We start from the raw sequence: 25,541 nt of genomic DNA, 5'->3' as shown, positions 1-25,541 counted from the left end.
GCGGCGCGGCCATTCGCGGGCAAGCCCGCTCCCACAGGTTTTGTGTCGAACACAAAACCGTATCCCGCTAGAGAACCCTGTGGGAGCGGGCTTGGTCCGGGCGGCGATCCGACGATGAGGTCAGAAAAGTCCCTGAAAATCCTTCAGGCAGTCGCCTCGACGGTGCCAATGAAGTTCGCCAGTTCCGGCGTCTGCGGATCGGCAAACAGCACTTTCGGATCCCCCACCTCGTGCACCTTGCCCTGATGCATGAACACCAGTTTGTCCCCGACCTCCCGGGCGAAGCGCATTTCGTGGGTGACCATGATCAGCGTCATGCCTTCCTTCGCGAGCTGGCGGACCACGCTGAGCACTTCGTTGACCAGCTCCGGGTCCAGCGCCGAGGTGATTTCGTCGCACAGCAACACCTTGGGCGACATCGCCAGCGCCCGGGCAATCGCCACCCGTTGCTGCTGGCCACCCGAGAGGCGCTCCGGGAACGCGTCGAACTTCTCGCCCAGGCCGACGCGCTCCAGCATCTGCCGCGCCAGTTCTTGTGCCTTGGCCTTGGGCACTTTCTGCACCACCTGCGGCGCGAGCATCACGTTTTCACCCACCGTCAGGTGCGGAAACAGGTTGAACTGCTGAAACACCATGCCGACTTTCTGCCGCAGGCTGCGCAGGTCGGCGCGGGCGGCGTCGAGGTATTCGCCGTCGACTTCGATCACGCCGTCGTTGATGGACTCCAGACCGTTGAGGGTGCGCAGCAGGGTGGACTTGCCTGAGCCGCTGCGGCCGATGATCGCAACCACCTGACCTTCCTCGACGCTCAGGTCGATGCCTTTGAGCACGTGGTGATCGCCGTAATATTTATGCAGGGCAGAAATTCTAAGCAGAGGCATGCAGTCTCCTTTCCAGGTAGCGCGCACTGAGGGACAGGGGGTAGCAGAGCAGGAAGTAGCCCAAGGCAACGAGGCCGTAGACCATGAACGGTTCGAAGGTGGCGTTGGCGAGCATGCCGCCGGTCTTGGTCAGTTCGGTGAAGCCGATGATCGAGGTCACCGCGGTTCCCTTGACCACTTGCACCGAGAAGCCCACGGTCGGCGCCACGGCAATCCGCAGCGCTTGCGGCAGGATCACGTAGCGCAGTTGCTCCAGCGGATTGAGCGCCAGGCTCGACGAAGCTTCCCACTGACCATTGGGAATCGCCTCGACGCAGCCGCGCCAGATCTCCGCCAGATAAGCACTGGTGAACAGGGTCAGGGCAATCGCCGCCGCCATCCACGGCGAAATTTCCACCCCGGCCAGGGCCACGCCGAAGAACACCAGAAACAGCTGCATCAACAGCGGTGTGCCCTGGAACAGTTCGATCCAGGTGCGGGCGATGCTGCTGGGCAGCGGGTTTTTCGAGATGCGCATGATCAGGATCAGCAACCCGACGATACCGCCGCCGATGAACGCCACCAGCGACAGCGCCAGCGTCCATTGCAGGCCGGTCAGCAGATTGCGCAGGATGTCCCAGAACGTGAAGTCGCTCATTGGCTGCTCCTTGCGCTGCTTTTAGACAGATAACGCCGACCGAGCCAGTTCAACAGCTGACGGATCAGCAGCGCCATGCACAGATAGATGAGGGTGGTCAGGGCGTAGGTTTCAAAGGCGCGGAAGTTGCGCGACTGAATGAAGTTGGCGGCGAAGCTCAATTCTTCGGTGGCAATCTGCGAACACACCGCCGAACCGAGCATGACGATGATGATCTGGCTGCTCAGCGCCGGCCAGACCTTGCCCAGCGCCGGCAACAGCACCACGTGGCGGAACGCTTCGAAACGGCTCATCGCCAATGCCGCTGCGGCTTCCAGCTGCCCGCGCGGAATCGCCTGGATACCGGCGCGGATGATTTCGGTCGAGTACGCACCGAGGTTGATCACCATCGCCAGCACCGCCGCCTGCCACTCGGAAATCTGCACGCCGAGGGACGGCAGGCCGAAGAAGATGAAGAACAACTGCACCAGAAACGGCGTGTTGCGGATCAACTCCACATACACGCCGAAGATCGCCGAGAACGGGCGGATGTTCCACGCCCGCACCAGCGCCCCGACGATGCCCACGCCAACCCCGAAGAGTGCGCCGATGGCCGTCAGCTCAAGGGTGAACAGCGCCCCGCGCAAGAGCAGGTCGGTGTTTTCCACCACCGGCAAAAAATCGAACTGATAGGCCATGAAAGTCTCCCGCGTCGCCGGTCAGAGGTCGGCCGGCAGCGGCTCTTTGAGCCAGGTCTGCGCGTTCTTTTCCAGCGCGCCGTCAGCCTTGGCGGTGGTCAGGATCTCGTTGACCTTGCCCAGCAATGCTGGCTCGTTCTTGTTCACGCCGACGTAGACCGGCGAATCCTTGAGCTTCACTTTCAGCGCGGGGACGCGTTTCGGGTTCTTTTCGCTGATTGCGACCATCACCACGTTGCCGCTGGCGATCAGATCGACCTGACCTGCGAGGTAGGCGGCGATGGTCGAGTTGTTGTCTTCGAAGCGTTTGATGGTTACGCCTTCTGGGGCGACCTTGGTCAGCTCGATGTCTTCGATGGCGCCACGGGTGACGCTGATGGTTTTGCCCTTGAGATCGTCGAGGGTGCTGACCGCTGAGTCCGGCGGGCCGAACACGGCGAGGTAGAACGGCGCATAGGCGCGGGAAAAATCGATGACCTTCTCGCGCTCGGGGTTCTTGCCGAGGCTGGAGATCACCAGGTCGACCTTGCCGGTGGTCAGGAACGGGATGCGGTTGGTGCTGTTGACCGGGGTCAGTTCGAGTTTGACCTTGAGCTGCTCGGCCAGCAGTTTCGCGGTGTCGATATCGAGGCCGCGCGGCTTCATGTCCGGGCCGACCGAACCGAACGGCGGGAAGTCCTGGGGCACGGCGACTTTCAAGGTGCCGCGCTTGACCACGTCATCCAGACCGTCGGCATGGGCGGGGGCCTGGCTCAGCATCAGACCGGCAAACAGGGCGGCGAGGAGGGCGCTGTAACGCTTCGTCATGGACAATCTCCGGATCGGCGGGAAGTGAATTCTGCGATCGGACAGAGCATGGGTCGTGCCAAGACAGGGGTTTGGCGTCGCAAAGCCACGGGTTTGGCGGGTTTGTTCGGTCTTACTGGTCTGAACAGTCAGGTCGGATTTCGCACTGCGATAGCGCATCGACGCGCACCGTCGAACCCCGCTGGGGCACGACTTGCCTGATGCCTCGAATAGCTTTACAACTGGCCGCACCTTGGCCTGGTCCGTCTGGAAAACCATGAACTCGATCTCCCGCGCCGTACCCGAAGTGGCGCTGCAAGCGATCCGCAAACTGATTACCGAGCAGGGCTTCGGCCCCGGCGATGCGTTGCCCTCGCAGCGGGATCTGGCGGTTCAGCTGGGCGTCAGCCGCGCGTCGTTGCGTGAGGCGTTGTCGTCCTTGAGTGCGCTGGGTGTGGTCAGCATTCAACCGGGCAAAGGCGTGTTCGTGCAGGCGCCGGTCGAGTTGCCTCGTGGCGAGGGCGCACCGGCCTGGCCGTTCGCCGCCCAGGCTTCGCCGCTGGAAATCTTTCAGTTGCGCTATGCGCTGGAAGGGTTTGCGGCCGGTCTGGCGGCCGTGACGTTGAGCACGTTTGATCTGGACGAACTGGAAGACAACGTCGCCGCCATGCGCGAGCAACTGCGCGCCGGCGACTTCGAGGCGGCGGCGAAACTGGATTTCGAATTCCACCGGCGGATCCTCCTGGCCAGCGGCAATCAGGCGATGCTGAGCATCCTCACCGCCAGCGCCGACATCTTCCTGGAGAGCCAGAAGCTACCGTTCATCCGCGCCGAACGGGCCATGGAAACCTGGCAAGAGCATCGCAAGATCCTCCGCGCACTGGCCCGTCGGGCCTCCGCCGCCGCGCAGAAAGCCATGCAGGAGCACGTGCGCAACGCGGCCCTGCGTACCGGAATTTCCTTCATCGCCCCCGCCAGCGCGTGACTTGAGCTATACCCAAACTCATCGAGTGCCATAGCAAGACTCAATCATCTGCGGCTTCCTGAACAAGGGAAGGGCGGCTATGATGGGCCACGTTTTTTTGCTTACAACCTGGAGAATTCCATGAGCAGCGATCTGATCAAACACGTTAGCGACGCTAGCTTCGAAGCCGACGTACTCAAGGCCGAAGGCGCTGTCCTGGTCGACTACTGGGCTGAATGGTGCGGCCCTTGCAAAATGATCGCTCCGGTTCTGGACGAGATTGCAGAGACTTACAAAGGCAAGCTGACCGTTGCCAAACTGAACATCGACGAAAACCAGGAAACCCCTGCCAAGCACGGCGTACGTGGTATTCCGACCCTGATGCTGTTCAAGAACGGCAACGTGGAAGCGACCAAGGTCGGCGCTCTGTCGAAGTCGCAACTGGCTGCTTTCCTCGACGCCAACATCTAAGCGTCGCGGTAAAGTCGTCCTCAAAAAGCCCCGCAAATTGCGGGGCTTTTTGCGTATTCAGGGCTAGACGCTCCGAAACTCAGGTGGTACATTCGGCCCCGCACTGGTTTCTCCACTGCCCCCTGCTAGCCGTCGCCGACGCACTCCTTTTCGAATAAGTACGCGATCCTGTCGCCTCTCCGCGGCGCGGCCTCATTAAGCCAAAAGCTTAATTTCCCCCCCCTCCATAAATGATTACGTCATTCCTATATGAATCTGACTGAACTCAAGCAAAAGCCGATTACCGAACTGCTCGAATTGGCCGAACAGATGGGCATAGAAAATATGGCCCGTTCGCGCAAGCAGGACGTGATTTTCTCCCTGCTGAAAAAGCACGCTAAAAGCGGTGAGGAAATCTCCGGTGATGGCGTGCTGGAGATTCTCCAGGACGGCTTCGGCTTCCTGCGCTCCGCTGACGCTTCCTACCTCGCCGGTCCTGACGACATCTACGTCTCGCCGAGCCAGATCCGCCGTTTCAACTTGCGCACCGGTGACACCATCGTTGGCAAGATCCGCCCTCCGAAGGAAGGCGAGCGTTATTTCGCCCTGCTCAAGGTCGACACGATCAACTTCGATCGTCCTGAGAACGCGAAGAACAAGATTCTCTTCGAGAACCTGACCCCGCTGTTCCCGACCGTGCGCATGAAGATGGAAGCCGGCAACGGTTCCACCGAAGACCTGACCGGTCGTGTGATCGACCTGTGCGCTCCGATCGGCAAAGGCCAGCGTGGTCTGATCGTTGCACCGCCGAAAGCCGGTAAAACGATCATGCTGCAGAACATTGCAGCGAACATCGCCCGTAACAATCCTGAAGTTCACCTGATCGTGCTGTTGATCGACGAGCGTCCGGAAGAAGTGACCGAAATGCAGCGCACCGTGCGCGGCGAAGTGGTTGCCTCGACTTTCGACGAGCCACCGACCCGTCACGTGCAAGTGGCTGAAATGGTGATCGAGAAGGCCAAGCGCCTGGTCGAGCACAAGAAGGACGTGGTGATCCTGCTCGACTCCATCACCCGTCTGGCCCGTGCCTACAACACCGTGATTCCGAGCTCCGGCAAGGTGCTGACCGGTGGTGTCGATGCCCACGCCCTGGAGAAACCGAAGCGTTTCTTCGGCGCCGCGCGCAACATCGAAGAAGGCGGCTCGCTGACCATCATCGCCACCGCGCTGGTTGAAACCGGCTCGAAGATGGACGAAGTGATCTACGAAGAGTTCAAGGGCACCGGCAACATGGAGCTGCCGCTGGACCGTCGTATCGCCGAGAAGCGTGTGTTCCCGGCGATCAACATCAACAAGTCCGGTACTCGTCGCGAAGAGCTGCTGACTGCCGACGATGAGCTGCAGCGTATGTGGATCCTGCGCAAACTGCTGCACCCGATGGACGAAGTAGCGGCCATCGAGTTCCTGGTCGACAAGCTGAAGACGACCAAGACCAACGACGAGTTCTTCCTGTCGATGAAGCGCAAGTAATACGCTGTTGTTTGAAAAAAGCGCCCCATAAGGGCGCTTTTTTTTCGCGACGGATTATTTGTATCTGGATTGAAATGCACGTGGCTGATAACTTTCGCGCTTTCCAAGGACTCTGTATCCAGAAACGAGAAAGGTCATGCACACGTTTGGCAATCGCCGTGATATCGACGGATTACGAGCTCTGGCGGTTATTCCCGTCGTACTGTTTCATTTTGGATTCAGTACATTCAATGGCGGTTTTGTCGGGGTTGACGTTTTTTTCGTCATTTCCGGCTTCCTGATCACAACGATCCTGTTCCGCGAAATCAGCGCTCAGCGCTTCAGCTTCATTGATTTCTGGGCACGCCGTGCCCGCCGCATCATTCCTGCCCTGAGCGTGGTCATGCTGGTGACGCTGGCATTGGGCTGGTTGCTGCTGACGGCCAAGGACTTCGCCGAGCTCGGGCGAACAGTGCGCTATCAGTCGCTGTTCATCTCCAACATTCTGTTCATGCGCGAGGACGGCTACTTCCAGCCAGCCTCGGATCTGAAGCCGCTGCTGCATACCTGGTCGCTGGCGGTGGAAGAGCAGTACTACATCTTCTTTCCGCTGTTGTTGGCAGTGCTGATCCGCTATTTCCGCCATTGGCGCTGGATGCTGTTCGCCGTGTTGCTGGTATCGTTCGGCTTGAACATCGCCAACATCGAACACAAGCCGGAATTCACCTTCTTCTCGCTGCCTACCCGGGCCTGGGAGTTGCTCTGCGGCGCGATGCTCGCGGTAATTCCGGCGCCGAAGCAGGCGGTGCGTCCGTGGTTGTACCAGGCCGTGGGGCTGGCCGGTCTGGCGGCAGTGCTGGTCGCGGTGTTCACTTTTGACAAATCCACCGTGTTTCCGGGCTGGGCAGCCTTGTTGCCGGTGCTGGGGACGACGGCGCTGATCTGGTCGGGCGCGCAAGGTGCGAGCCTCACCGGGCGGCTCTTGAGTCTGCGGCCGTTGGTCTGGGTCGGCTTGCTTTCGTATTCGCTCTATCTTTGGCATTGGCCGGTGTTTGTCTACGCCAACGCGATTTCCATCGATGGCATTCAGCCTGTTGAGGCAATCGGCTGGATAGCCTTGGCGCTGGGCCTGGCCTGGCTGAGTCTGCGCTATATCGAGCTGCCGTTTCGCGAAAAACGCTTGCTCGCCTCGCGTAATGCAGTGCTGGCAGGCGGTCTGGCCGCCATCGTTGCACTCGTGGCGACGGGGTCGGCGATCCGTTCCGCCGACGGTGTCCCTCAGCGTCTGACCGGTAAAGCGCTGGAGTATGCACAGTCCCGTGAGTGGCATGCAGGGCAGATGAAATGCATGCTGGTGACTCAGGATAAAGAGCTGGACAAGGCCTGTCTGGTGGGTGGCAACGAGGATGTTCCGGCCACTCAATTGTTCTGGGGCGACAGCCACGCCGCCGCCTTGCTGCCGGCCATCGAGAATAATGCCCGTCGCGAGGGGCGTCCGGTTTGGCTGTACAGCATGAGCGCTTGCCCGCCGATTCTCAGCGACGACCCGCGTCAGCGCTGCAAGGATTTCAACGAACAGACCATGGAACGTGTGCGCAGCCTCGGCATCAAGGATGTGGTGCTGGCGTCCAACTGGAGCCTTTACGTGTATGGCCGCGAAGACGGCGATAAGAAGGTGCTGCTCAATTCGCAAGACGATACCGTCCAGGCCGAGCAACGCATGGCCGCAGCGCTGAAAGCGCGAGTTGCCGCATTGAGGGCAACGGGGGCGCAAGTCTGGCTGTTCAAGGAGGTGCCACTGCAACGCAAAGGCACCATCAACCGCTTGACCAGCCTGGCGCGGATCGGAAGGTCCGCCGAAGGGCTGGGTCGTCCGCTTGAGGAACATCTGGCGCGCCAGCATTTCCTCAGCAGCCTGTTCGACTCCATGAGCGCCGCTGATCCGGGTGTGCACGTGATCGATCCAACGCCGCTGATGTGCGGCAATGGCGTCTGCGGCATCGAGGTCAACGGCCATTCGCAGTACAAGGATGAGGATCATCTTTCGGACGCGGGGAGCTCCCGGCTGAGCCCGCTGTTTGCACCTCTGCTGCTGGGGACGAGCCACAATTGAGCGAGGCCTGATGCTGACGGGCTGCTGTTTGCCCGTCAGAGCAGGTAGGATGTACGCCTATTTTGAGGGTGCCATCGTCAATGAAATTCAAGGATCTTCGGGATTTCGTGCAGCAGCTTGAGCAGCGCGGAGAGTTGAAACGCATCCAGATTCCCGTTTCGCCGGTGCTGGAAATGACCGAGGTGTGCGACCGCACGCTGCGGGCCAAGGGCCCGGCGCTGCTGTTCGAGAAGCCGACCGGTTACGACATCCCGGTGCTCGGCAACCTGTTCGGCACGCCCGAGCGGGTCGCCATGGGCATGGGCGCCGAGTCGGTCAGCGAACTGCGCGAAATCGGCAAGCTGCTGGCGTTTCTCAAGGAGCCGGAGCCGCCGAAGGGCTTGAAGGACGCGTGGTCGAAGCTGCCGATCTTCCGCAAGATCATCGCGATGGCGCCGAAAATCGTCAAAGACGCACCTTGCCAGGAAGTGGTCATCGAAGGCGACGACGTCGATCTGGCGATGCTGCCGGTGCAGACCTGCTGGCCGGGCGACGTGGCGCCGCTGATCACCTGGGGCCTGACGGTCACCAAAGGTCCGAACAAGGATCGGCAGAACCTTGGCATCTACCGTCAGCAAGTGATTGGCCGCAACAAAGTCATCATGCGCTGGCTCAGCCATCGTGGCGGTGCGCTGGATTTCCGTGAGTGGTGCGAGAAGCATCCGGGCCAGCCGTTCCCGGTGTCCGTGGCCCTGGGTGCGGATCCGGCGACCATTCTCGGCGCGGTCACCCCGGTCCCGGACAGCCTCTCCGAATACGCCTTCGCCGGCCTGCTGCGTGACAGCCGCACGGAGCTGGTGAAGTGCCGCGGCAACGACCTGCAAGTGCCGGCCACTGCCGAAATCATCCTCGAAGGCGTGATCCATCCGGGCGAGATGGCCGACGAAGGCCCGTACGGCGACCACACCGGTTATTACAACGAAGTCGACAGCTTCCCGGTGTTCACCGTCGAGCGCATCACTCACCGGATCAAGCCGATCTACCACAGCACCTACACCGGCCGTCCGCCGGATGAGCCGGCGATTCTCGGCGTGGCACTGAACGAAGTGTTCGTGCCGATCCTGCAGAAGCAGTTCCCGGAGATCACCGATTTCTACCTGCCGCCGGAAGGCTGCTCATACCGCATGGCCGTGGTGACGATGAAGAAGTCGTATCCGGGCCACGCCAAGCGCGTGATGCTGGGTGTCTGGTCGTTTTTGCGACAGTTCATGTACACCAAGTTCGTTATTGTCACCGACGACGACATCAACGCGCGGGACTGGAACGACGTGATCTGGGCCATCACCACGCGCATGGACCCCAAGCGCGACACAGTGATGATCGACAACACGCCGATCGACTACCTCGACTTCGCCTCGCCGGTGTCGGGACTCGGCTCGAAGATGGGCCTGGACGCCACCCACAAGTGGCCGGGCGAAACCACTCGCGAGTGGGGCCGCGTCATCGTCAAGGATGACGCCGTCACCCAACGGATCGATGCCATCTGGAATCAGTTAGGAATAGATTGATGCGTGTAACCCTGCAGCCCTCCGGAGCGGTGCTCGAGATACGGCCCGGAGAGCGGATTCTCGATGGTGCGCGGCGCCTGGGCTACGAATGCCCGCAAAGCTGCCGCAACGGCAATTGTCACGTGTGCGCGGCGCTGCTGGTGGAAGGCCGGGTCGAACAGGCCGGCAAGGTGCACGACCACGGCGAGTTCTACACTTGCATAGCGGAGCCGCTGGAAGACTGCATCGTGCTGTGGGATGGCGTGCTCGCGCTGGGAGAACTGCCGGTGCGCAGCGTGTCGTGTCAGGTCATCGAATGCCGGGACGTCGGTGGCGATACCTTTCGTGTGCGGCTGCGGGCGCCGGCCGGCAAGCCGCCGCGCTACCACGCTGGCCAGTATTTGATGATCGAGCGCGAGAACGGCGAGAAGTCGGCGTTCTCCATGGCTTCGGCGCCCCACGGCGGTCGCGATCTGGAAATCCATGTGCTGGCGCGCGAATCCAGTGCGCTGAGCCTGATCGATCAGCTCAAGCGCAACCCGATGGTGCGGGTCGAGCTGCCGTTCGGCGACACCCACCTGGCGGAACTGCCGGACGGGCCGCTGGTGCTGATCGCCGCTGGCACCGGCATGGGCCAGATCCACAGCCTGATCGAACATTGCCGGGCCACGGGCTTCAAACACCCGGTGCACCTGTATTGGGGCGTGCGCCGTCCGGAAGACTTCTATGAAATCGAACATTGGGACGAATGGCTGAAGTTGCCCAATCTATTCCTGCACAAGGTCGTCAGTGACCAGTGCGGCTGGGAAGGGCGTTGCGGGATGTTGCACGAAGCCGTCTGCGAGGATTTCCCCGATTTGAAGCCGCTGCACGTCTATGCCAGCGGCTCGCCGGCCATGGTCTACGGCACGCTGGATGCGCTGGTGGAAGCGGGGATGGATGCCCATCAGATGCGTGCGGATGTGTTTGCTTACGCACCCCGCGCCTGAGTTCGTTATAACTCTTCATATAGCCGATCGGTATTTATGTAATTGCATAAATGCCGGTAGGTTATATATCAAACAGGCAATCAATTAAGAACTGTGCCATGGCACTCAAATTGCCTTAAAACATATGTGCCTTATTGTTACAGCGGTGCGTTCTATTAAGTAATTCTTCACCCGCGGGGAGCTGAACGCTATTCGCCATGAGCGCCATTGAAAACGCTTTTCTGAACCTGGCTTACCCTCCGCGGCTCGATCTTGGGCCGCAGCTGACGCACGAACAACTTCTCGCTTCCATGCAATCGACCATGGCACGCCACAAGGGCGGGCCGGTGTGGCTGTTCGCCTACGGTTCGCTGATCTGGCGGCCGGAATGCACAGCCGTGGAGCGGGTGCGTGGGCGCGTGCATGGCTACCACCGTGGCTTGTACCTCTGGTCCCACGAGCATCGCGGCACGCCGGAAATGCCCGGTCTGGTCTTTGGTCTGGATCGTGGCGGCTCGTGCAGCGGCTTCGCCTACCGGTTGCCGGAAGAAAATCTGGACAGCGCGCTGTATGCATTATGGAAGCGCGAAATGCCGTTCCCGTCCTATCGGCCACACTGGCTCAACTGCCGACTCGAAGATGGCAGCCAGGTTCAGGCGCTGGGATTCGTATTGGAGCGACACCTGCCCAGCTATGCCGGCAACTTGCCAGATCATGTGCTGAGCCAGGTGTTCGAAAGCGCTTGCGGGCGGTACGGCACCACTCGCGATTATGTCGAGCAGACCGCTCACGCCCTGCGCAGCCACGCCATGCCAGACCGGAATCTGGAGGCGCGGCTCAAGCGCTGTAAGTCAAAGGCCGATCAGGCGACTGCTTCGCGGCTCTGACTGGCGACTTGCTTGTGCCACAGGGTCGGGGCCAGGAAGGCCATCGACAGCAGGCAAGCGCCCACCAGCAGCACGAAACCACCATCCCAGCCGAAATGGTCCACGGTGTAGCCCATTGCTGCACTGGCCGCGACCGAACCACCCAGATAACCGAACAGCCCGGTGAAGCCCGCAGCGGTGCCGGCGGCTTTCTTCGGCGCCAGTTCCAGCGCCTGCAGGCCGATCAGCATCACCGGGCCATAGATCAGGAAGCCGATGGAGAACAGAGCGATCATGTCGATGGTCGGGTGGCCGGCCGGGTTCAGCCAGTACACCAGCGTCGCGACGGTCACCAGTGCCATGAACACCATACCGGTCAGGCCACGGTTGCCACGGAAGATCTTGTCCGACATCCAGCCGCACAGCAGCGTGCCCGGAATCCCCGCCCACTCGTAGAAGAAATAGGCCCACGAGGTTTTATCCACGGTGAAACCCTTGGCTTCTTTCAGGTAGGTCGGCGCCCAGTCCAGCACGCCGTAGCGCAGCAGGTAGACGAAGACGTTGGCCATGGCGATATACCAGAGCATTTTGTTGCGCAGCACGTATTTGACGAAGATTTCCTTGGCGCTGAATTCGTCTTCGTGGCTGGCGTCGTAGCCTTCCGGGTAGTCGTTCTTGTACTTCTCGATCGGCGGCAGGCCGACCGATTGCGGGGTGTCGCGCATGGTCACGAAAGCGAACACTGCTACCGCCAGGGCGACGGCAGCCGGGACGTAGAACGCTGCGTGCCAGTCGTTGAACAGGCCCATGCCGATCAGGAACAGCGGGCCGATCAGGCCGCCACCGACGTTATGCGCCACGTTCCACACCGACACCACGCCGCCACGTTCCTTCTGCGACCACCAGTGCACCATCGTGCGTCCGCTCGGCGGCCAGCCCATGCCCTGGGCCCAGCCGTTGATAAACAGCAGGATGAACATCATGGTCACGCTGGAGGTTGCCCAGGGCGCGAAACCGAAAATGAACATCACCCCGGCCGAGACCAGCAGGCCGAACGGCAGGAAGTAACGCGGGTTGGAGCGGTCGGACACCAGGCCCATGAGGAACTTGGACAGACCGTAGGCGATGGCGATGGCTGACATCGCCAGGCCCAGGTCGCCACGGCTGTAGCCTTCGTCGATCAGGTACGGCATTGCCAGCGAGAAGTTCTTGCGCAACAGGTAATAACCCGCATAGCCAAAGAAGATGCCGGCGAAGATCTGCCAACGCAGGCGTCGGTAGGTGCTGTCGATTTTTTCTTCAGGCAATGGAGCCTGATGTGCGGCAGGACGAAAGAAAGCAAACATTCAAGAGCTCCAGATTTCTTGTTTTGACTGCGGATGCGAATGTTACAGTTTCGTTACCGAAAATAGCACCGCTTCCCATCGGCAAAACAGTGGAAATGTTGGATGTCGCGCGTTCCTTTATGAACATGTCGCTCAGATATAAGTGCAGGGCGTTGTGGGAAAGGTTACCTCGGCGTCTTCCTGCGGGGTTCCAGTGCGTTGTAGGGCAGAACTCGAGGAAATGTCCTGCTTCCAACGCAGAAGCGACGACGTTCTGTTTTGGCTGGCGGCACCTTAACCTTTTCGCAGATGCCTGATCGGGCATTCGGGTCGCAAGGGGAGGGGTTATGCCGTGGTGTGTGTTGTTGATTTTGCTGTTGGTGGCCGCCAGTTCCAGGGCGGCTGAAGTGTTCTTGATTCCGGAACATAATCCGAAACCCATCTACCCGCCGGGACTGCAACGGGCCGGGTTTACCGGAGGAGTCAAAGTAAGCTTCATCGTCAGTGCGGACGGCGCAGTGAGTAAGGTCGGAATTTTGAAAAGCGATCATGCCGAACTGTCCGATGCGGTGAAAAACGCTCTGGCGCAATGGCGCTTTAAACCGTGGACTGTTGAAGGAGAGCGCCCGCCAGAACAGGAAATCATCGCGCCGATGACGTTCGGATTCGATTCTCCTGAAGGCGTGAACCTGTGGCTAAAAGATCTCAAATGTCGTGAGTTCAACAGTTTGCTGGCGCATTACCCAAAACATTCCTGGATGGATGCTGCACCGTTTCATTACGTGCGCGGCTATCTGGCAAGTACGTTTTTCCAGAGGCAGATCCCAATGGAGCAACGTTTGGCGATGATAGCCAAAATGAACAAGCGTGTTCCCGGCATTGTGATGCGTTGCCAAAAGAGTCCAGGCCTTAAGTACGTAACCCTTCTGCCGGAAGACATTCGTAAGGTTTTATGAGAACAGCGCATGCCTGTCTGGTCAGGTGTATGACCAGACAGCTTTTTCTGTTTAGCGCACGCTGACCACCACCTTGCCCACGGCCTTGCGCTGCCCGAGATCATTGATCGCCTGCGCGGCATTGCCCAGCGGATAGACCTGCGACACCAGCGGCTTGAGCTTGCCCTCGGCAAACCAGCCGAACAATTGCTGGAAATTCGCCGCGTTGTCCTGCGGCTGGCGCTGGGCGAAGGAGCCCCAGAAAACGCCGAGCACCGCCGCCCCCTTGAGCAGGGCGAGGTTGACCGGCAGTTCGGGAATGCGTCCGCTGGCGAAGCCGACCACCAGCAGGCGGCCGTTCCAGGCGATGGCGCGGATGGCCTGGTCGAACAGGTCGCCGCCGACAGGATCGTAGATCACATCCGCGCCCTGGCCGTCGGTCAGGCGCTTGATTTCGTCCTTGAGGCTGGTTTCGCTGTAGTTGATCAGTTCGTCGGCACCGGCAGCCTTGGCCACCGAGAGTTTTTCCGCGCTGCTGGCGGCGGCGATCACCCGGGCGCCCATGGCTTTGCCGATTTCCACGGCGGCCAGGCCAACGCCGCCGGAGGCGCCGAGTACCAGCAGGGTTTCGCCCGGTTGCAGATTGCCGCGCTGCTTGAGGGCGTGCATCGACGTGCCGTAGGTCATGCTGAAGGCGGCGGCGGTGTTGAAATCCATCGATGGCGGGATCGGCAGCACGTTGTAGCCCGGCACCGCGACCTGCTCGGCGAAGCTGCCCCAGCCGGTCAGGGCCATGACCCGGTCACCGACCTTCAAGTGGCTGACCTTTTCACCCACTTCCCTGACCACGCCGGAGGCTTCGCCACCCGGCGAGAACGGGAAGGGCGGTTTGAACTGGTACTTGCCCTCGATGATCAGCGTGTCCGGGAAGTTGACCCCGGCGGCGTGCACGTCCAGCAGGATTTCGTTCTTCTTGGCGACAGGACTGGCGACGTCTTCCAGCACCAGCGATTCGGCAGGGCCGAAGGCTTTGCACAGCACGGCTTTCATCAGGGCTATTCCTTTGGGAGTGATGGCCGATAAGTGTAGGTGTGGCAGTCAACGGGTCAACGAGCATGCCCGGCCCTGATAGTCCGCCATAAGCTTGTGCTTGCGCGGCGGGTCGTTATGCTAGGCCGCAAACCGGATAAGGAGCGAATTGTGAAAGCGTGGATCATGTTGTTGCTGGCCCTGTCTCTGCCTGTGGCAGCGCTGGCCGAAGAAGCCAAAGAGGGCGAGGCGCCGAAGGTCAACTACATCACCCTGAGCCCGCCGTTCGTGGGCAACTACGGGCTCGATGGCACTCCGAAGCTCAAGGTCTACAAGGCCGACGTGGCACTGCGGGTGACTGGCGAAGAGGCGACCAAACTGGTCAAGGCCAACGAGCCGCTGATCCGCAATCAACTGGTGGCGCTGTTCACTCAGCAGACCACCGATGCGATGGGCAGCATCGAGGGCAAGGAAAAACTGCGTCAGGAAGCCTTGAAGCAGACCCAGCAAGTGATGAATGACGAGACCGGCAAGCCGGTGGTTGAAGACCTGTTGTTCAATAACCTGATCATTCAGTAAGGCATTCGTTGTCCGGGCGGTCCCCATCGCTGGCAAGTCGAATCGTCGCACCGCAGCTCCCACAGGGATTTTTAGTGAACACATTATTTGTGACCACCAGAAATACCTGTGGGAGCGGGCTTGCCCGCGAAAGCATTTTGTCAGGCGAAGGATGATTCAGGGTTTGAGCGCCATCACCGCCGCCCACTGCTCGGCGGTCACCGGCATCACCGACAGCCGCGAACCCTTTTGCACCAGCGGCATCTCGGCCAGCGCGGTCTGCTGCTTCAGATAATCCAGCTTCAAGACCCGGTTGAATGTCTCTACGTGGGCGACATCAATCGCGCTCCAGGCGTTCTTCTCCGGCGTGGCTTTCGGGTCGAAGTAATGGCTTTCCGGTTCCAGTGCGGTGGGATCCGGGTACGCGGCTTCGATTATTTTGCCGATTCCGGCAATCCCCGGCTCCGGGCAGCTGGAATGGTAGAAAAAGAATTCGTCCCCCACCGCCATGGCGCGCAGGAAATTGCGCGCCTGATAGTTGCGAACCCCGTCCCAGCGCGCCTTGCCGAGCTTTTCCAGGCCCTTGATCGAGAGCTCGTCGGGCTCGGATTTCATCAGCCAGTAGGCCATGGTGTGTGCTCCTCAAGCGGTCATTGGGCAGGTTGTCCGGCAATTTTATGACAAACCGACGGTCGGTTGACGTCAGCATTTGCGCGACGGTTCACGTTGTCGCAAAATGCCGGCCTTTAAAGCTTGACGCTGCTGCACGGCCTACGAATGGAAACCGCTGCTGTCATCGTGATGATGTGCCTTGAGGGGGGCAATCGATGAAACGCAAACCGGATTTGCTGTGGACTTTGGTAATTTTGTTCGGTCTGGGCGTCGTGACCACCGGTTATGCGCAAAGTCTGTGGGCCAACAAGGCCGATGCACCGATTGAAGTGGCGCAACAAGTACAACAGTCGACAGCCTTCAAGCGCTGACACTGCCTTTTCGACGCCGCTGATCTACGCGGCGTCTATCCTGCGAAATACCACGCCTTGTCCGTCACTGTTCCCTGCAACGGTACATCCCAGCTCGCCTGCGCCAGCCGTTCGACTTTCTGACATTCATGGGCCAGTCCCAACAGCGTCGGCTTGCGCCAGTTCTGGCGTCGGGCCAGATAGGCCAGGCTGCGGTCGTAGAATCCGCCGCCCATGCCCAGGCGCCCGCCGACATCGTCGAATCCCACCAGTGGCAACAACACCAGGTCCAGTGCCCAGACCTTGCGCTGACGGGCCAGATTGGCGCGCGGCTCAAGGATGCGGAAACGGTTGGGTTTGAGCTTTTCGCCGGGGCGGATCTGCTGAAAGACCATTTTGGTTCGTGGCCAGGCACTGAGCACCGGCAGGTAGGTTTTCTTGCCGCGACGCTGGGCAGCGCGCAGCAACAGGCGCGGGTCGATTTCACCGTCGGTCGGCAGGTACAGGGAAATGTGTCTCGCCCGGCGAAAGTGCGGGTCTTGTGCCAGTTGCCTGTACAGACCTTCGGCGGCCTGGCGCTGCTCGCTTCGCGTCAACGAGCGACGGGCCTTGCGCAGCAGGCGGCGCAGTTGGGGGCGGGGCAGCAACGCGGGTTCGGTCATGGTTCGGCTTCGGCAGGGTGGGGACGAAAACGTACGCATAAAAAATCCGATGCCGGCATGCACCGGCATCGGATTCGAATCAGGCTCCCCGGATGAGCCGCTGTCGACTTAGCCCTTGAACCCGAGAGTTCAAGGTGGAGGATGCAGTAGGCTTTAAGGCTTTCCGTCTGGCGGACATGCACACCAGCCCAACGTGCAACCCCCAGGGTAGTGCAAATCGGCTCAGGGACATCGTCAACTGGCAAGCACCCCAGGGAGTGCGGCGAGTATAACTCAAGCGGCCTGGCGAATCAGCCCTTGGTGACGTCCGGATCGGTCGCCAGCACCAGATCGACACGATCGAGCAAGTCACGCACCTGTTCACGGGTCGAGCCGCTGGCCTGGATGTCCGGGCGCTCTTCTTTGTGCAAGAGATCGTGGGTGATGTTCAGCGCGGCCATCACGGCGATGCGGTCGGCGCCGATGACTTTGCCGCTGCTGCGGATCTCGCGCATCTTGCCGTCCAGGTAGCGGGCGGCGCTGATCAGATTGCTGCGTTCTTCCTGGGGGCAGATGATCGAATACTCTTTGTCGAGGATCTGCACGGTAACGCTATTGCTTGAACTCATGAGTCTTGCTCCAGGGCCTTGAGGCGCGAAATCATCGATTCGACCTTACGCCGGGCGATTTCGTTTTTTTCAATGAGGTGCGCGCGTTCCTCGCGCCAGGTCTTTTCCTGAGCAAGTAAGAGTGCATTTTGACTCTTTAGTTGCTCGACTCGGGTAATCAGCAGTTCGAGTCTGGCCATCAGCGCTTGCAGGTCGGTGTCTTCCATTGTGTCCACTGATTCGGTCTGATGGGTTTGGCTGGCGGACAGCCTTTAATGGTCTTGGCGAGTCTGTCGATGTAGGATACAAGGCCTTCATTCTAGACATAGCGCCGTCTGGCGCCTAGCTGCCCATGCCCATTCAGAATTCCCCGTACCAAGGCTTTGCCACCCTGCTGAACTCCAGCGGTCATTCCGTTTCGCCTGCCGAACTGCACGGCCTGTTGCTGGGCCGCAGTTGCGCCGGCGCCGGCTTCAATGCCGAAGAGTGGCTGATCGATGCCGCCGAGCTGCTCGAAAGCGAGCCGCAGGACAACGTCCGCAACGCGCTGATCGGTCTGCAGGAAATGGTCAAGAGCGAACTCACCGGCGATGACGTCACCGTGGTTCTGCTGCTGCCGAACGATGACACGCCTCTGGCCGAGCGTGCCGCCGCGCTGGGCCAATGGTGCCAGGGCTTCCTCACCGGGTTCGGCCTGAACTGCCGCGACAGCAGCATGCTGAGCACCGAGGCCACCGAAGTGTTGCAGGATCTTGCAGCGATCTCCCAGGTGCAAGACGCACTCGAAGAATCCGAAGACGGCGAAAGCGACTATATGGAAGTCATGGAGTACCTGCGTGTCGCTCCGCTGCTGCTGTTCTCCGAAACCAAAAAGGCCGACGTGCCGCCAGCGGCCAAGCCGTCGCTGCACTGATCGCGTGCCAGGGAAAGCCATCTGCCCATGATCCATATCCCGAAAGCGGAATACGCCCGGCGCCGCAAGGCGCTGATGGCGCAGATGGAACCCAACAGCATCGCGATCCTGCCGGCCGCCGCGGTCGCCATCCGCAACCGCGACGTCGAGCACGTCTATCGCCAGGACAGCGACTTCCAGTACCTCAGCGGTTTCCCCGAGCCACAGGCGGTCATCGTCCTGATGCCCGGTCGCGAACACGGCGAGTACGTGCTGTTCTGCCGTGAACGCAACGCCGAACGGGAACTCTGGGACGGCCTGCGCGCCGGCCAGGAAGGCGCGATCCGCGATTTCGGCGCCGATGACGCCTTCCCCATCACTGACATCGACGACATTCTGCCGGGCCTGATCGAAGGCCGCGACCGGGTGTATTCGGCCATGGGCAGCAACCCGGAATTCGACCGCCACCTGATGGACTGGATCAACGTGATCCGCTCCAAGGCGCACCTCGGCGCCCAGCCGCCGAACGAATTCGTTGCCCTGGATCACCTGCTGCACGACATGCGCCTGTATAAATCGGCGGCAGAAGTGAAGGTGATGCGCGAGGCCGCGCGGATTTCCGCCCAGGCTCACATCCGGGCGATGCAGGCCAGTCGTGCCGGGCTGTACGAGTACAGCCTCGAAGCCGAACTGGATTACGAGTTCCGCAAGGGCGGGGCGAAGATGCCGGCTTATGGTTCGATCGTCGCTGCCGGGCGCAACAGCTGCATCCTGCATTACCAGCAGAATGACGCGTTGCTCAAGGACGGCGATCTGGTGCTGATCGACGCCGGTTGCGAGATCGACTGCTACGCCAGCGACATCACCCGCACCTGGCCGGTCAACGGCAAGTTTTCCGCCGAGCAGAAAGCGATCTACGAATTGGTGCTGGCCTCGCAGGAAGCGGCATTCGCCGAAATCGCTCCGAACAAACACTGGAACCAGGCGCACGAAGCCACGGTTCGGGTCATCACCACCGGGCTGGTGAAGCTGGGGCTGTTGCAGGGCGAGGTGGACGAGTTGATCGCCTCCGAGGCCTACAAGGCGTTTTACATGCACCGCGCCGGCCACTGGCTGGGGATGGATGTGCATGACGTCGGCGAATACAAGGTCGGCGGCGAATGGCGGGTGCTGGAAGTCGGCATGGCGCTGACGGTGGAGCCGGGCATCTATATCGCCCCGGACAATCAGAACGTAGCGAAGAAATGGCGCGGCATTGGCGTGCGCATCGAGGATGACGTGGTAGTGACCAAGAGCGGTTGTGAAATCCTGACCGGCGGCGTGCCGAAAACCGTCGCCGAGATCGAAGCCCTGATGGCGCAAGCACGGACCTGCGCGGCATGAGTCGGGTCAATCTGGCAATCATCGGTGGTGGTCTGGTCGGCGCCAGTCTGGCGTTGGCCTTGCAGGCCGGGGCCAAGGCCCGTGGCTGGAAGATCGTGCTGATCGAACCGTTCGCCCCCGGTGACACCTGGCAGCCAAGCTATGACGCGCGCTCCTCGGCGCTGTCTTTCGGTTCGCGGCAGATTTATCAGCGGCTGGGCGTGTGGCAGGAAATCTCCCGCCGCGCCGAGCCGATCAAGCAGATTCATGTGTCCGACCGTGGTCGTTTCTCCACTGCTCGCCTGTCGGCGATGGAAGAGGGCGTCCCGGCGCTCGGCTATGTGGTGGAAAACGCCTGGCTCGGCCAGTGCCTGTGGCAGCACCTCGACAAAGACGTGATCAGTTGGCGCTGCCCGGCGGAAGTTTCCCGCATGGAGCCGCTGCCCGACGGCTATCGGCTGACCCTCAACGATGAAACCACGGTCGAATGCGATCTGGCGGTGCTCGCCGATGGCGGCCGTTCCGGTCTGCGCGAGCAACTGGGCATCAACGTGCGCAAGCGCCCGTACAACCAGAGCGCGCTGATCGCCAACATCACCCCGAGCGAAGCGCACAACGGCATGGCGTTCGAGCGCTTCACCGACGAAGGCCCGATGGCGCTGCTGCCGCTGCCGGAAAACCGCTGCGCGCTGGTCTGGACCCGACTGGGGATGGACGCGCAACGGCTGGCGGATCTGAGCGAGCGTGATTTTCTCAGCGAGCTGCAAGGCGTGTTCGGTTACCGCCTCGGCACCCTGAAACAGGTTGGCGCGCGGCATCTGTATCCGCTGTCGCTGGTGGAGGCCGAAGAGCAGGTGCGTTCGCATCTGGCGGTCCTCGGTAACGCTGCCCACAGTCTGCATCCGATTGCCGGGCAGGGTTTCAACCTGTCCCTGCGCGATGCCGATGCCTTGGCCGCCGCGCTGCTGGCCAGCGACAAACCGCTGGGGGATTTCGCCACGTTGCAGGCCTATCGCGAGCGTCAGCGTCTCGATCAGGACCTCACCGTCGGCTTCTCCGATCAGGTCACGCGCCTGTTCGGCAGTACTCAGCCGCTGGTGTCGCTGGGGCGCAACATCGGCCTGCTCTGCCTTGATCTGCTGCCGCCGGCCAAACGCTGGTTCGCCCGTCAGGCCATGGGGCTGGGGACGCGGCCGGATGCGTGAGTGGCTGATCAGACGGTTTGGCAAGGCGCGGCTGATGCGCTGGATCATGACGCTCTACCCGCCGTACTTCGGCGCCGGTGTCCGGGTGCAGCACATCAGCGATGACTTTCGTGACATCCGTGTCTCGATGGGCCTGGGCTGGTACAACCGCAATTACGTCGGCACCCAGTTCGGCGGCAGTCTGTATTCGATGGTCGACCCGTTCTTCATGTTGATGCTCATGGAAAACCTCGGCTCGCGGTACATCGTCTGGGACAAGGCCGCCGACATTGATTTCATATCGCCGGGCAAAGGCCCGGTGTTCGCCCGGTTCAACATCGACGACACCCTGCTCGACGAGATCCGTCGGCAGACCGCCAGTGGCGAGAAATACCTGCCGCAGTTGCAGGTCGACATTCATGACGGCGCCGGCAACCTGGTGGCGCGGGTCGGTAAAACCCTTTACGTGCGGCTCAAGCCGCCAGCGAGACAGGCTTAAAGCATGGAAATGCGCGCGGATGTGCTGATTGTCGGAGCCGGAATGGTCGGCAGTGCCCTGGCGCTGGCGTTGCAGGGCAGCGGGCTGGAAGTCCTGCTGCTCGACGGCAGCCCGTTGAGCGTCAAACCCTTCGACGGCGATGCGCCGTTCGAGCCGCGGGTGAGCGCGCTGTCGGCGGCCAGCCAGCGGATCCTCGATCGCCTCGGCGTGTGGGACGGCATCGTCAGCCGACGCAGCAGCCCTTACACCGACATGCACGTCTGGGACGGCAGCGGCACCGGCCAGATTCACTTCTCGGCCAGCAGCGTGAACGCCGAGGCGCTCGGCCACATTGTTGAAAACCGCGTGGTCCAGGATGCCTTGCTCGACCGTTTGCACGATTGCGACCTGGGTCTGCTGGCCAACGCGCGGCTGGAGCAGATGCGCCGGTCCGGTGACGACTGGCTGCTGACCCTGGCTGATGGCCGCACCTTGCGCGCGCCGCTGGTAATCGCGGCAGATGGCGCCAACTCCGCCGTGCGCCGTCTGACCGGCGTCGCCACTCGCGAATGGGATTACTTGCACCACGCCATCGTCACCAGCGTGCGCAGCAGCAAGCCGCACCGCATGACCGCGTGGCAGCGTTTCACCGATCACGGGCCGCTGGCGTTTCTGCCGCTGGAGCGTGGCGGGCAGCAGGACTGGTGCTCGATCGTCTGGTCGACCACGCCGAGCGAAGCCGAACGGCTGATGGCGCTGGATGAGGCGGATTTCTGCCGCGAGCTGGAGCGCGCGTTCGAAGGTTGCCTCGGCGAGGTCATCAGCGCCGACCCGCGCCTGTGTGTGCCGTTGCGTCAACGCCACGCCAAACGCTACGTGGCCGAAGGCCTGGCGCTGATCGGCGATGCCGCGCACACCATTCACCCGTTGGCGGGGCAGGGCGTGAATCTCGGCTTCCTTGACGCCGCGGTGCTGGCCGAAGTCTTGTTGCAGGCCAACGAACGCGGCGAACGCCTGGCGGACGTGAAAGTGCTGAGCCGCTACGAACGCCGGCGCATGCCGCACAACCTGGCGCTGATGGCGGCAATGGAAGGCTTCGAGCGGTTGTTCCAGGCTGATCCGCTGCCGCTGCGCTGGCTGCGCAACACCGGTCTGAAAATCGTTGAGCAGATGCCTGAGGCCAAGGCGCTGTTCGTGCGTGAAGCATTGGGGCTGACCGGCGACTTGCCGGCCTTGGCCAAGGCCTGACAAATGTTGTGCAACATCTGGTAACTCCTTGGGAAAGTGTTCGATTGAGCTGGTAAATGTGAGTCCTTATCATTTGGGCCACTTTTCCCGACCGAGAGACCGCTCCCATGTTGGCATCCAAGCGTGTTCTGACCGCACTGGCCCTGACCCTGATCGGCAGCACCGCCGCCCAGGCCGCCGACGAGGTGGTGGTCTACTCCTCGCGTATCGATGAGCTGATCAAGCCGGTGTTCGATGCCTACACCGCCAAGACCGGGGTGAAGATCAAGTTCATCACCGACAAGGAAGCGCCGCTGATGCAGCGGATCAAGGCCGAAGGCGAGAACGCCACCGCCGACCTGCTGTTGACCGTCGATGCCGGCAACCTCTGGCAGGCCGAGCAGATGGGCATTCTCCAGCCGTTCACCTCGAAAACCATCGACACCAACATTCCCCTGCAATATCGCTCGTCCAGCCACGCCTGGACCGGCCTGAGCCTGCGCGCGCGGACCATCGCCTACTCCACCGAACGGGTGAAACCGGGCGAACTGACCACCTACGAAGCATTGGCCGACAAGAACTGGGAAGGTCGCCTGTGCCTGCGCACGGCGAAGAAGGTCTACAACCAGTCGCTGACCGCCACCATGATCGAAGTCCACGGCGCCGAGAAGACCGAGCAGATCCTCAAGGGCTGGGTCAACAACCTGTCCACCGACGTGTTCTCCGATGACGTCGCGGTGCTGGAAGCGATCAACGCCGGCCAGTGCGACGTCGGCATCGTCAACACCTACTACTACGGTCGCCTGCACAAGCAGAAGCCGGAACTGCCGGTGAAACTGTTCTGGCCGAATCAGGCGGATCGTGGCGTGCACGTCAACCTGTCGGGCATCGGCCTGACCAAACATGCGCCGCACCCGGAAGCGGCCAAGGCTTTGGTCGAGTGGATGACCACGCCTGAGGCGCAGAAGATCTTTGCCGATGTGAACCAGGAGTTCCCGGCGAATCCGGCGGTGAAGCCTTCGGAGGAAGTGGCGGCGTGGGGGCAGTTCGTGGCTGATACGCTGCCGGTTGAAGTGGCGGGCAAGCGTCAGGCCGAGGCGATCCGGATGATGGATCGGGCGGGTTGGAACTGAGTCATTCCTGACAGCACTGTTTGATCGTTCCCACGCTCTGCGGGGGAATGCGGCCCCCCGACGCTCTGCGTCGCATCATCGACAGCGTGACGCAGAGCGTCACAGAATGTGTGCCCACGCAGAGCGTGGGCACAATCATTTGAACGAGACTGTTTCCTTGGCCCACCCCGCCCAACGCCGCTGGTACCCCATCGTCTTCGCCATCGCCGCGTTGGTGCTGCTCCCCCTCAGCGTGCTCCTGCTCTCATGGCAAACCATCGATCACCAGATCTGGTCGCACCTGTGGGAAACCCAGATGTCGCGTCTGCTGGGCAATACGTTGACGCTGGTCCTCGGCGTAGGCATCGGTGTAACGCTGATCGGCGTAAGCCTCGCCTGGCTCACCAGCCTCTGCGAATTCCCCGGTCGCCGCTGGCTCGACTGGGCGCTGATGCTGCCGTTCGCCATCCCGGCCTACGTGCTGGCATTCGTCTTCGTCGGACTGCTGGACTTCGCAGGCCCCGTGCAAACCCTGCTGCGCGAAGGGTTCGGCAGCGGCCTGCGCCTGCCGCGAGTGCGCTCCACCGGTGGCGTGATTCTGGTGCTGGTGCTGGTGTTTTATCCCTACGTTTATCTATTGGCGCGTACTGCGTTCCTGGCTCAGGGCAAGGGCCTGATGGAAGCGGCGCGAGTGCTCGGTCAGTCACCGTGGCAAGCGTTCTGGCGTGTCGCATTGCCGATGGCGCGGCCGGCCATCGGTGCTGGTGTGGCGCTGGCGCTGATGGAAACGCTGGCGGATTTCGGTGCGGTGTCGGTGTTCAACTTCGACACCTTCACCACTGCCATCTACAAGACCTGGTACGGCTTTTTCAGTCTGCCCAGCGCTGCGCAACTGGCCAGCCTGTTGCTGCTGGTGGTGATGCTGGTGTTGTACGGCGAACGTCGCGCGCGCGGCGCCAATCGGGCGAGTAACGAGCGGCCACGGGTCAAGGCGCTGTATCACCTGCGCGGGCCCAAGGCCTGGGCGGCGACCGGCTGGTGCGGTCTGGTGTTCGCCTGCGCGTTTGTCATTCCGGTGCTGCAACTGGTGGTGTGGTTCTGGCAGCGCGGGCGCTTCGACCTGGATGAGCGCTACGCCGGGCTGATTCTCCATACGTTGTATCTGGGCGGCATGGCGGCGCTGATCACGGTCAGCGTGGCGATGTTGCTGGCCTTCGCCCGGCGTCTGGCGCCGACCCGGACGATCAACTCCGCAGTCGGTCTGGCCAATCTCGGTTATGCCTTGCCGGGCTCGGTGCTGGCAGTGTCGATCATGCTGGCATTCAGTTATCTGGACCGAGAGCTGGTGATTCCGCTGTCCGGCTGGCTCGGCGGGGCGGGCAAACCGTTGCTGCTGGGCAGTCTGGCGGCGCTGCTGCTGGCGTATCTGGTGCGTTTCGTGGCGGTGGCCTATGGGCCGCTGGAAAGCAGTCTGGCGCGTATACGGCCCTCTTTGCCTGAAGCGGCACGTAGCCTGGGTGTCAGTGGGCCGCGACTGTTTTTCAAAGTGTATCTGCCGTTGCTGCTGCCCGGCACGCTCAGCGCCGCCTTGCTGGTGTTCGTCGATGTGCTTAAGGAAATGCCCGCGACCTTGCTGATGCGCCCGTTTGGCTGGGACACACTGGCGGTGCGGATCTTCGAAATGACCAGCGAAGGCGAATGGGCGAGGGCGTCGTTGCCGGCGCTGACCCTGGTATTGGTCGGTCTGTTGCCGGTCATCGGTTTGATCCGACGCTCAGCGCACAGAAACACTTAGTCGTCAGTCCTGAATCATGCGGCTACAATGCGCGGCATTCGGTGCGGTCCGTCTGA

Annotated in this window: 27 protein-coding genes and 1 other RNA gene; 17 read left to right on the top strand and 11 right to left on the bottom strand. The window is 61.4% G+C overall.

Annotation, left to right across the window (positions count from 1 at the left end; translation table 11 throughout):
• Positions 1–143: 143 nt before the first annotated feature.
• The 4 genes from CAG25_RS01030 to CAG25_RS01015 are packed head-to-tail and all read right to left on the bottom strand — an operon-like array spanning position 144 to position 3,002.
• On the bottom strand, positions 144–881 hold the full coding sequence (locus CAG25_RS01030; RefSeq protein WP_064600296.1) for an amino acid ABC transporter ATP-binding protein: 738 nt from the start codon (positions 879–881) through the stop codon (positions 144–146).
• The gene (locus tag CAG25_RS01025) at positions 868–1,518 is read right to left on the bottom strand and encodes an amino acid ABC transporter permease (RefSeq protein ID WP_007951832.1); all 651 of its coding nucleotides are present in this window, start codon (positions 1,516–1,518) and stop codon (positions 868–870) included. The genes CAG25_RS01030 and CAG25_RS01025 overlap by 14 nt, the downstream gene beginning before the upstream one ends.
• Positions 1,515–2,195 (bottom strand): amino acid ABC transporter permease, encoded by a 681-nt coding sequence (locus CAG25_RS01020; protein WP_039765327.1) that lies wholly within the window; start codon positions 2,193–2,195, stop codon positions 1,515–1,517. The genes CAG25_RS01025 and CAG25_RS01020 overlap by 4 nt, the downstream gene beginning before the upstream one ends.
• 21 nt (positions 2,196–2,216) lie before the next feature.
• Positions 2,217–3,002 carry a transporter substrate-binding domain-containing protein gene (locus tag CAG25_RS01015; RefSeq protein ID WP_085612041.1) on the bottom strand — a complete coding sequence of 262 codons (786 nt, stop codon included), beginning with the start codon at positions 3,000–3,002 and terminating at the stop codon, positions 2,217–2,219.
• 256 nt (positions 3,003–3,258) lie between these two features.
• Here CAG25_RS01015 and CAG25_RS01010 point away from each other — a divergent pair, with 256 nt between their 5' ends.
• The 7 genes from CAG25_RS01010 (at position 3,259) to CAG25_RS00980 (ending at position 11,398) form a co-directional block, all read left to right on the top strand.
• A complete protein-coding gene (locus tag CAG25_RS01010; protein WP_007951828.1) occupies positions 3,259–3,966 on the top strand; it encodes a FadR/GntR family transcriptional regulator in 708 nt (235 codons plus the stop codon).
• A 120-nt stretch (positions 3,967–4,086) separates the two neighbouring features.
• Positions 4,087–4,416, top strand: a complete 330-nt coding sequence (gene trxA, locus CAG25_RS01005) for a thioredoxin TrxA (RefSeq protein WP_003206727.1) — start codon at positions 4,087–4,089, stop codon at positions 4,414–4,416.
• Positions 4,417–4,665: 249 nt separating this feature from the next.
• Positions 4,666–5,925 (top strand): transcription termination factor Rho, encoded by a 1,260-nt coding sequence (rho, locus tag CAG25_RS01000; protein WP_011336486.1) that lies wholly within the window; start codon positions 4,666–4,668, stop codon positions 5,923–5,925.
• Between the two features lie 136 nt (positions 5,926–6,061).
• Positions 6,062–8,017 carry an acyltransferase family protein gene (locus tag CAG25_RS00995; RefSeq protein WP_085612040.1) on the top strand — a complete coding sequence of 652 codons (1,956 nt, stop codon included), beginning with the start codon at positions 6,062–6,064 and terminating at the stop codon, positions 8,015–8,017.
• An 80-nt stretch (positions 8,018–8,097) separates the two neighbouring features.
• Positions 8,098–9,564 carry a 4-hydroxy-3-polyprenylbenzoate decarboxylase gene (gene ubiD / locus CAG25_RS00990; protein WP_085612039.1) on the top strand — a complete coding sequence of 489 codons (1,467 nt, stop codon included), beginning with the start codon at positions 8,098–8,100 and terminating at the stop codon, positions 9,562–9,564.
• Entirely contained in the window at positions 9,564–10,532 is a 969-nt protein-coding gene (locus CAG25_RS00985) for a CDP-6-deoxy-delta-3,4-glucoseen reductase (protein WP_085612038.1), read from the top strand. The genes ubiD and CAG25_RS00985 overlap by 1 nt, the downstream gene beginning before the upstream one ends.
• Positions 10,533–10,729: 197 nt before the next feature.
• The gene (locus tag CAG25_RS00980) at positions 10,730–11,398 is read left to right on the top strand and encodes a gamma-glutamylcyclotransferase (protein WP_064379938.1); all 669 of its coding nucleotides are present in this window, start codon (positions 10,730–10,732) and stop codon (positions 11,396–11,398) included.
• Here the strand turns inward: CAG25_RS00980 and glpT are convergent.
• Entirely contained in the window at positions 11,374–12,723 is a 1,350-nt protein-coding gene (gene glpT / locus CAG25_RS00975) for a glycerol-3-phosphate transporter (protein ID WP_039765339.1), read from the bottom strand. The two genes, CAG25_RS00980 and glpT, sit on opposite strands and share 25 nt — an antisense overlap.
• Positions 12,724–13,061: 338 nt before the next feature.
• Between glpT and CAG25_RS00970 the strand changes: the two genes are divergently transcribed.
• A complete protein-coding gene (locus tag CAG25_RS00970; RefSeq protein ID WP_371857698.1) occupies positions 13,062–13,658 on the top strand; it encodes an energy transducer TonB in 597 nt (198 codons plus the stop codon).
• 51 nt (positions 13,659–13,709) lie between these two features.
• Here the strand turns inward: CAG25_RS00970 and CAG25_RS00965 are convergent, their stop codons facing one another.
• Complete coding sequence (locus CAG25_RS00965) at positions 13,710–14,687, bottom strand: NADPH:quinone oxidoreductase family protein (RefSeq protein WP_085612037.1); 978 nt, start codon at positions 14,685–14,687, stop codon at positions 13,710–13,712.
• A 150-nt stretch (positions 14,688–14,837) separates the two neighbouring features.
• Between CAG25_RS00965 and CAG25_RS00960 the strand changes: the two genes are divergently transcribed.
• Entirely contained in the window at positions 14,838–15,245 is a 408-nt protein-coding gene (locus CAG25_RS00960; RefSeq protein WP_007951814.1) for a flagellar basal body-associated protein FliL, read from the top strand.
• Between the two features lie 156 nt (positions 15,246–15,401).
• On the opposite strand, the gene CAG25_RS00955 is transcribed toward CAG25_RS00960, so the two are convergent.
• Positions 15,402–15,854, bottom strand: a complete 453-nt coding sequence (locus CAG25_RS00955; protein ID WP_039765343.1) for an EVE domain-containing protein — start codon at positions 15,852–15,854, stop codon at positions 15,402–15,404.
• 197 nt (positions 15,855–16,051) lie between these two features.
• Between CAG25_RS00955 and CAG25_RS28595 the strand changes: the two genes are divergently transcribed.
• On the top strand, positions 16,052–16,207 hold the full coding sequence (locus tag CAG25_RS28595) for a hypothetical protein (protein WP_007911192.1): 156 nt from the start codon (positions 16,052–16,054) through the stop codon (positions 16,205–16,207).
• Between the two features lie 35 nt (positions 16,208–16,242).
• On the opposite strand, the gene CAG25_RS00950 is transcribed toward CAG25_RS28595, so the two are convergent.
• The 4 genes from CAG25_RS00950 to CAG25_RS00935 all read right to left on the bottom strand — a co-directional run bounded on the left by CAG25_RS00950 (position 16,243) and on the right by CAG25_RS00935 (position 17,662).
• A complete protein-coding gene (locus CAG25_RS00950; protein WP_064600281.1) occupies positions 16,243–16,848 on the bottom strand; it encodes a 5-formyltetrahydrofolate cyclo-ligase in 606 nt (201 codons plus the stop codon).
• 81 nt (positions 16,849–16,929) lie between these two features.
• Positions 16,930–17,108: non-coding RNA, 6S RNA (gene ssrS / locus CAG25_RS00945), on the bottom strand.
• Between the two features lie 30 nt (positions 17,109–17,138).
• Entirely contained in the window at positions 17,139–17,456 is a 318-nt protein-coding gene (locus tag CAG25_RS00940; RefSeq protein ID WP_039765346.1) for a cell division protein ZapA, read from the bottom strand.
• Positions 17,453–17,662, bottom strand: a complete 210-nt coding sequence (locus CAG25_RS00935; protein ID WP_007940359.1) for a TIGR02449 family protein — start codon at positions 17,660–17,662, stop codon at positions 17,453–17,455. The genes CAG25_RS00940 and CAG25_RS00935 overlap by 4 nt, the downstream gene beginning before the upstream one ends.
• A 125-nt stretch (positions 17,663–17,787) precedes the next feature.
• Here CAG25_RS00935 and CAG25_RS00930 point away from each other — a divergent pair, with 125 nt between their 5' ends.
• The 7 genes from CAG25_RS00930 to CAG25_RS00900 all read left to right on the top strand — a co-directional run bounded on the left by CAG25_RS00930 (position 17,788) and on the right by CAG25_RS00900 (position 25,485).
• Positions 17,788–18,348: a YecA family protein gene (locus CAG25_RS00930; RefSeq protein WP_085612036.1), complete on the top strand. Its 561-nt coding sequence runs from the start codon at positions 17,788–17,790 to the stop codon at positions 18,346–18,348.
• Positions 18,349–18,375: 27 nt separating this feature from the next.
• Complete coding sequence (pepP, locus tag CAG25_RS00925; RefSeq protein WP_039765352.1) at positions 18,376–19,710, top strand: Xaa-Pro aminopeptidase; 1,335 nt, start codon at positions 18,376–18,378, stop codon at positions 19,708–19,710.
• Positions 19,707–20,894, top strand: a complete 1,188-nt coding sequence (gene ubiH / locus CAG25_RS00920; protein ID WP_085612035.1) for a 2-octaprenyl-6-methoxyphenyl hydroxylase — start codon at positions 19,707–19,709, stop codon at positions 20,892–20,894. The genes pepP and ubiH overlap by 4 nt, the downstream gene beginning before the upstream one ends.
• Positions 20,887–21,372, top strand: a complete 486-nt coding sequence (locus CAG25_RS00915; protein ID WP_064379962.1) for a DUF4442 domain-containing protein — start codon at positions 20,887–20,889, stop codon at positions 21,370–21,372. Before ubiH ends, CAG25_RS00915 begins: the two co-directional genes overlap by 8 nt.
• Positions 21,373–21,381: 9 nt before the next feature.
• Positions 21,382–22,599, top strand: a complete 1,218-nt coding sequence (locus CAG25_RS00910; RefSeq protein WP_178076475.1) for a 2-octaprenyl-3-methyl-6-methoxy-1,4-benzoquinol hydroxylase — start codon at positions 21,382–21,384, stop codon at positions 22,597–22,599.
• 107 nt (positions 22,600–22,706) lie between these two features.
• Positions 22,707–23,711 carry an extracellular solute-binding protein gene (locus CAG25_RS00905; RefSeq protein WP_085612033.1) on the top strand — a complete coding sequence of 335 codons (1,005 nt, stop codon included), beginning with the start codon at positions 22,707–22,709 and terminating at the stop codon, positions 23,709–23,711.
• Between the two features lie 157 nt (positions 23,712–23,868).
• A complete protein-coding gene (locus tag CAG25_RS00900) occupies positions 23,869–25,485 on the top strand; it encodes an iron ABC transporter permease (RefSeq protein ID WP_085612032.1) in 1,617 nt (538 codons plus the stop codon).
• Positions 25,486–25,541 lie beyond the last annotated feature (56 nt).

The organism is Pseudomonas sp. B16(2017), assembly GCF_002113205.1.
Classification (GTDB): domain Bacteria; phylum Pseudomonadota; class Gammaproteobacteria; order Pseudomonadales; family Pseudomonadaceae; genus Aquipseudomonas; species Aquipseudomonas pharyngis.
This window is presented reverse-complemented; position numbering and strand designations above follow the sequence as displayed.

Excerpts from the sequence above, each read along its gene's own strand:
- CAG25_RS01030 (WP_064600296.1), bottom strand. The coding sequence starts at position 881 with ATGCCTCTGCTTAGAATTTCTGCCCTGCATAAATATTACGGCGATCAC.
- CAG25_RS01025 (WP_007951832.1), bottom strand. The coding sequence starts at position 1,518 with ATGAGCGACTTCACGTTCTGGGACATCCTGCGCAATCTGCTGACCGGC.
- CAG25_RS01020 (WP_039765327.1), bottom strand. The coding sequence starts at position 2,195 with ATGGCCTATCAGTTCGATTTTTTGCCGGTGGTGGAAAACACCGACCTG.
- CAG25_RS01015 (WP_085612041.1), bottom strand. The coding sequence starts at position 3,002 with ATGACGAAGCGTTACAGCGCCCTCCTCGCCGCCCTGTTTGCCGGTCTG.
- CAG25_RS01010 (WP_007951828.1), top strand. The coding sequence starts at position 3,259 with ATGAACTCGATCTCCCGCGCCGTACCCGAAGTGGCGCTGCAAGCGATC.
- trxA (WP_003206727.1), top strand. The coding sequence starts at position 4,087 with ATGAGCAGCGATCTGATCAAACACGTTAGCGACGCTAGCTTCGAAGCC.
- rho (WP_011336486.1), top strand. The coding sequence starts at position 4,666 with ATGAATCTGACTGAACTCAAGCAAAAGCCGATTACCGAACTGCTCGAA.
- CAG25_RS00995 (WP_085612040.1), top strand. The coding sequence starts at position 6,062 with ATGCACACGTTTGGCAATCGCCGTGATATCGACGGATTACGAGCTCTG.
- ubiD (WP_085612039.1), top strand. The coding sequence starts at position 8,098 with ATGAAATTCAAGGATCTTCGGGATTTCGTGCAGCAGCTTGAGCAGCGC.
- CAG25_RS00985 (WP_085612038.1), top strand. The coding sequence starts at position 9,564 with ATGCGTGTAACCCTGCAGCCCTCCGGAGCGGTGCTCGAGATACGGCCC.
- CAG25_RS00980 (WP_064379938.1), top strand. The coding sequence starts at position 10,730 with ATGAGCGCCATTGAAAACGCTTTTCTGAACCTGGCTTACCCTCCGCGG.
- glpT (WP_039765339.1), bottom strand. The coding sequence starts at position 12,723 with ATGTTTGCTTTCTTTCGTCCTGCCGCACATCAGGCTCCATTGCCTGAA.
- CAG25_RS00965 (WP_085612037.1), bottom strand. The coding sequence starts at position 14,687 with ATGAAAGCCGTGCTGTGCAAAGCCTTCGGCCCTGCCGAATCGCTGGTG.
- CAG25_RS00955 (WP_039765343.1), bottom strand. The coding sequence starts at position 15,854 with ATGGCCTACTGGCTGATGAAATCCGAGCCCGACGAGCTCTCGATCAAG.
- CAG25_RS28595 (WP_007911192.1), top strand. The coding sequence starts at position 16,052 with ATGAAACGCAAACCGGATTTGCTGTGGACTTTGGTAATTTTGTTCGGT.
- CAG25_RS00950 (WP_064600281.1), bottom strand. The coding sequence starts at position 16,848 with ATGACCGAACCCGCGTTGCTGCCCCGCCCCCAACTGCGCCGCCTGCTG.
- CAG25_RS00940 (WP_039765346.1), bottom strand. The coding sequence starts at position 17,456 with ATGAGTTCAAGCAATAGCGTTACCGTGCAGATCCTCGACAAAGAGTAT.
- CAG25_RS00935 (WP_007940359.1), bottom strand. The coding sequence starts at position 17,662 with ATGGAAGACACCGACCTGCAAGCGCTGATGGCCAGACTCGAACTGCTG.
- CAG25_RS00930 (WP_085612036.1), top strand. The coding sequence starts at position 17,788 with ATGCCCATTCAGAATTCCCCGTACCAAGGCTTTGCCACCCTGCTGAAC.
- pepP (WP_039765352.1), top strand. The coding sequence starts at position 18,376 with ATGATCCATATCCCGAAAGCGGAATACGCCCGGCGCCGCAAGGCGCTG.
- ubiH (WP_085612035.1), top strand. The coding sequence starts at position 19,707 with ATGAGTCGGGTCAATCTGGCAATCATCGGTGGTGGTCTGGTCGGCGCC.
- CAG25_RS00915 (WP_064379962.1), top strand. The coding sequence starts at position 20,887 with ATGCGTGAGTGGCTGATCAGACGGTTTGGCAAGGCGCGGCTGATGCGC.
- CAG25_RS00910 (WP_178076475.1), top strand. The coding sequence starts at position 21,382 with ATGCGCGCGGATGTGCTGATTGTCGGAGCCGGAATGGTCGGCAGTGCC.
- CAG25_RS00905 (WP_085612033.1), top strand. The coding sequence starts at position 22,707 with ATGTTGGCATCCAAGCGTGTTCTGACCGCACTGGCCCTGACCCTGATC.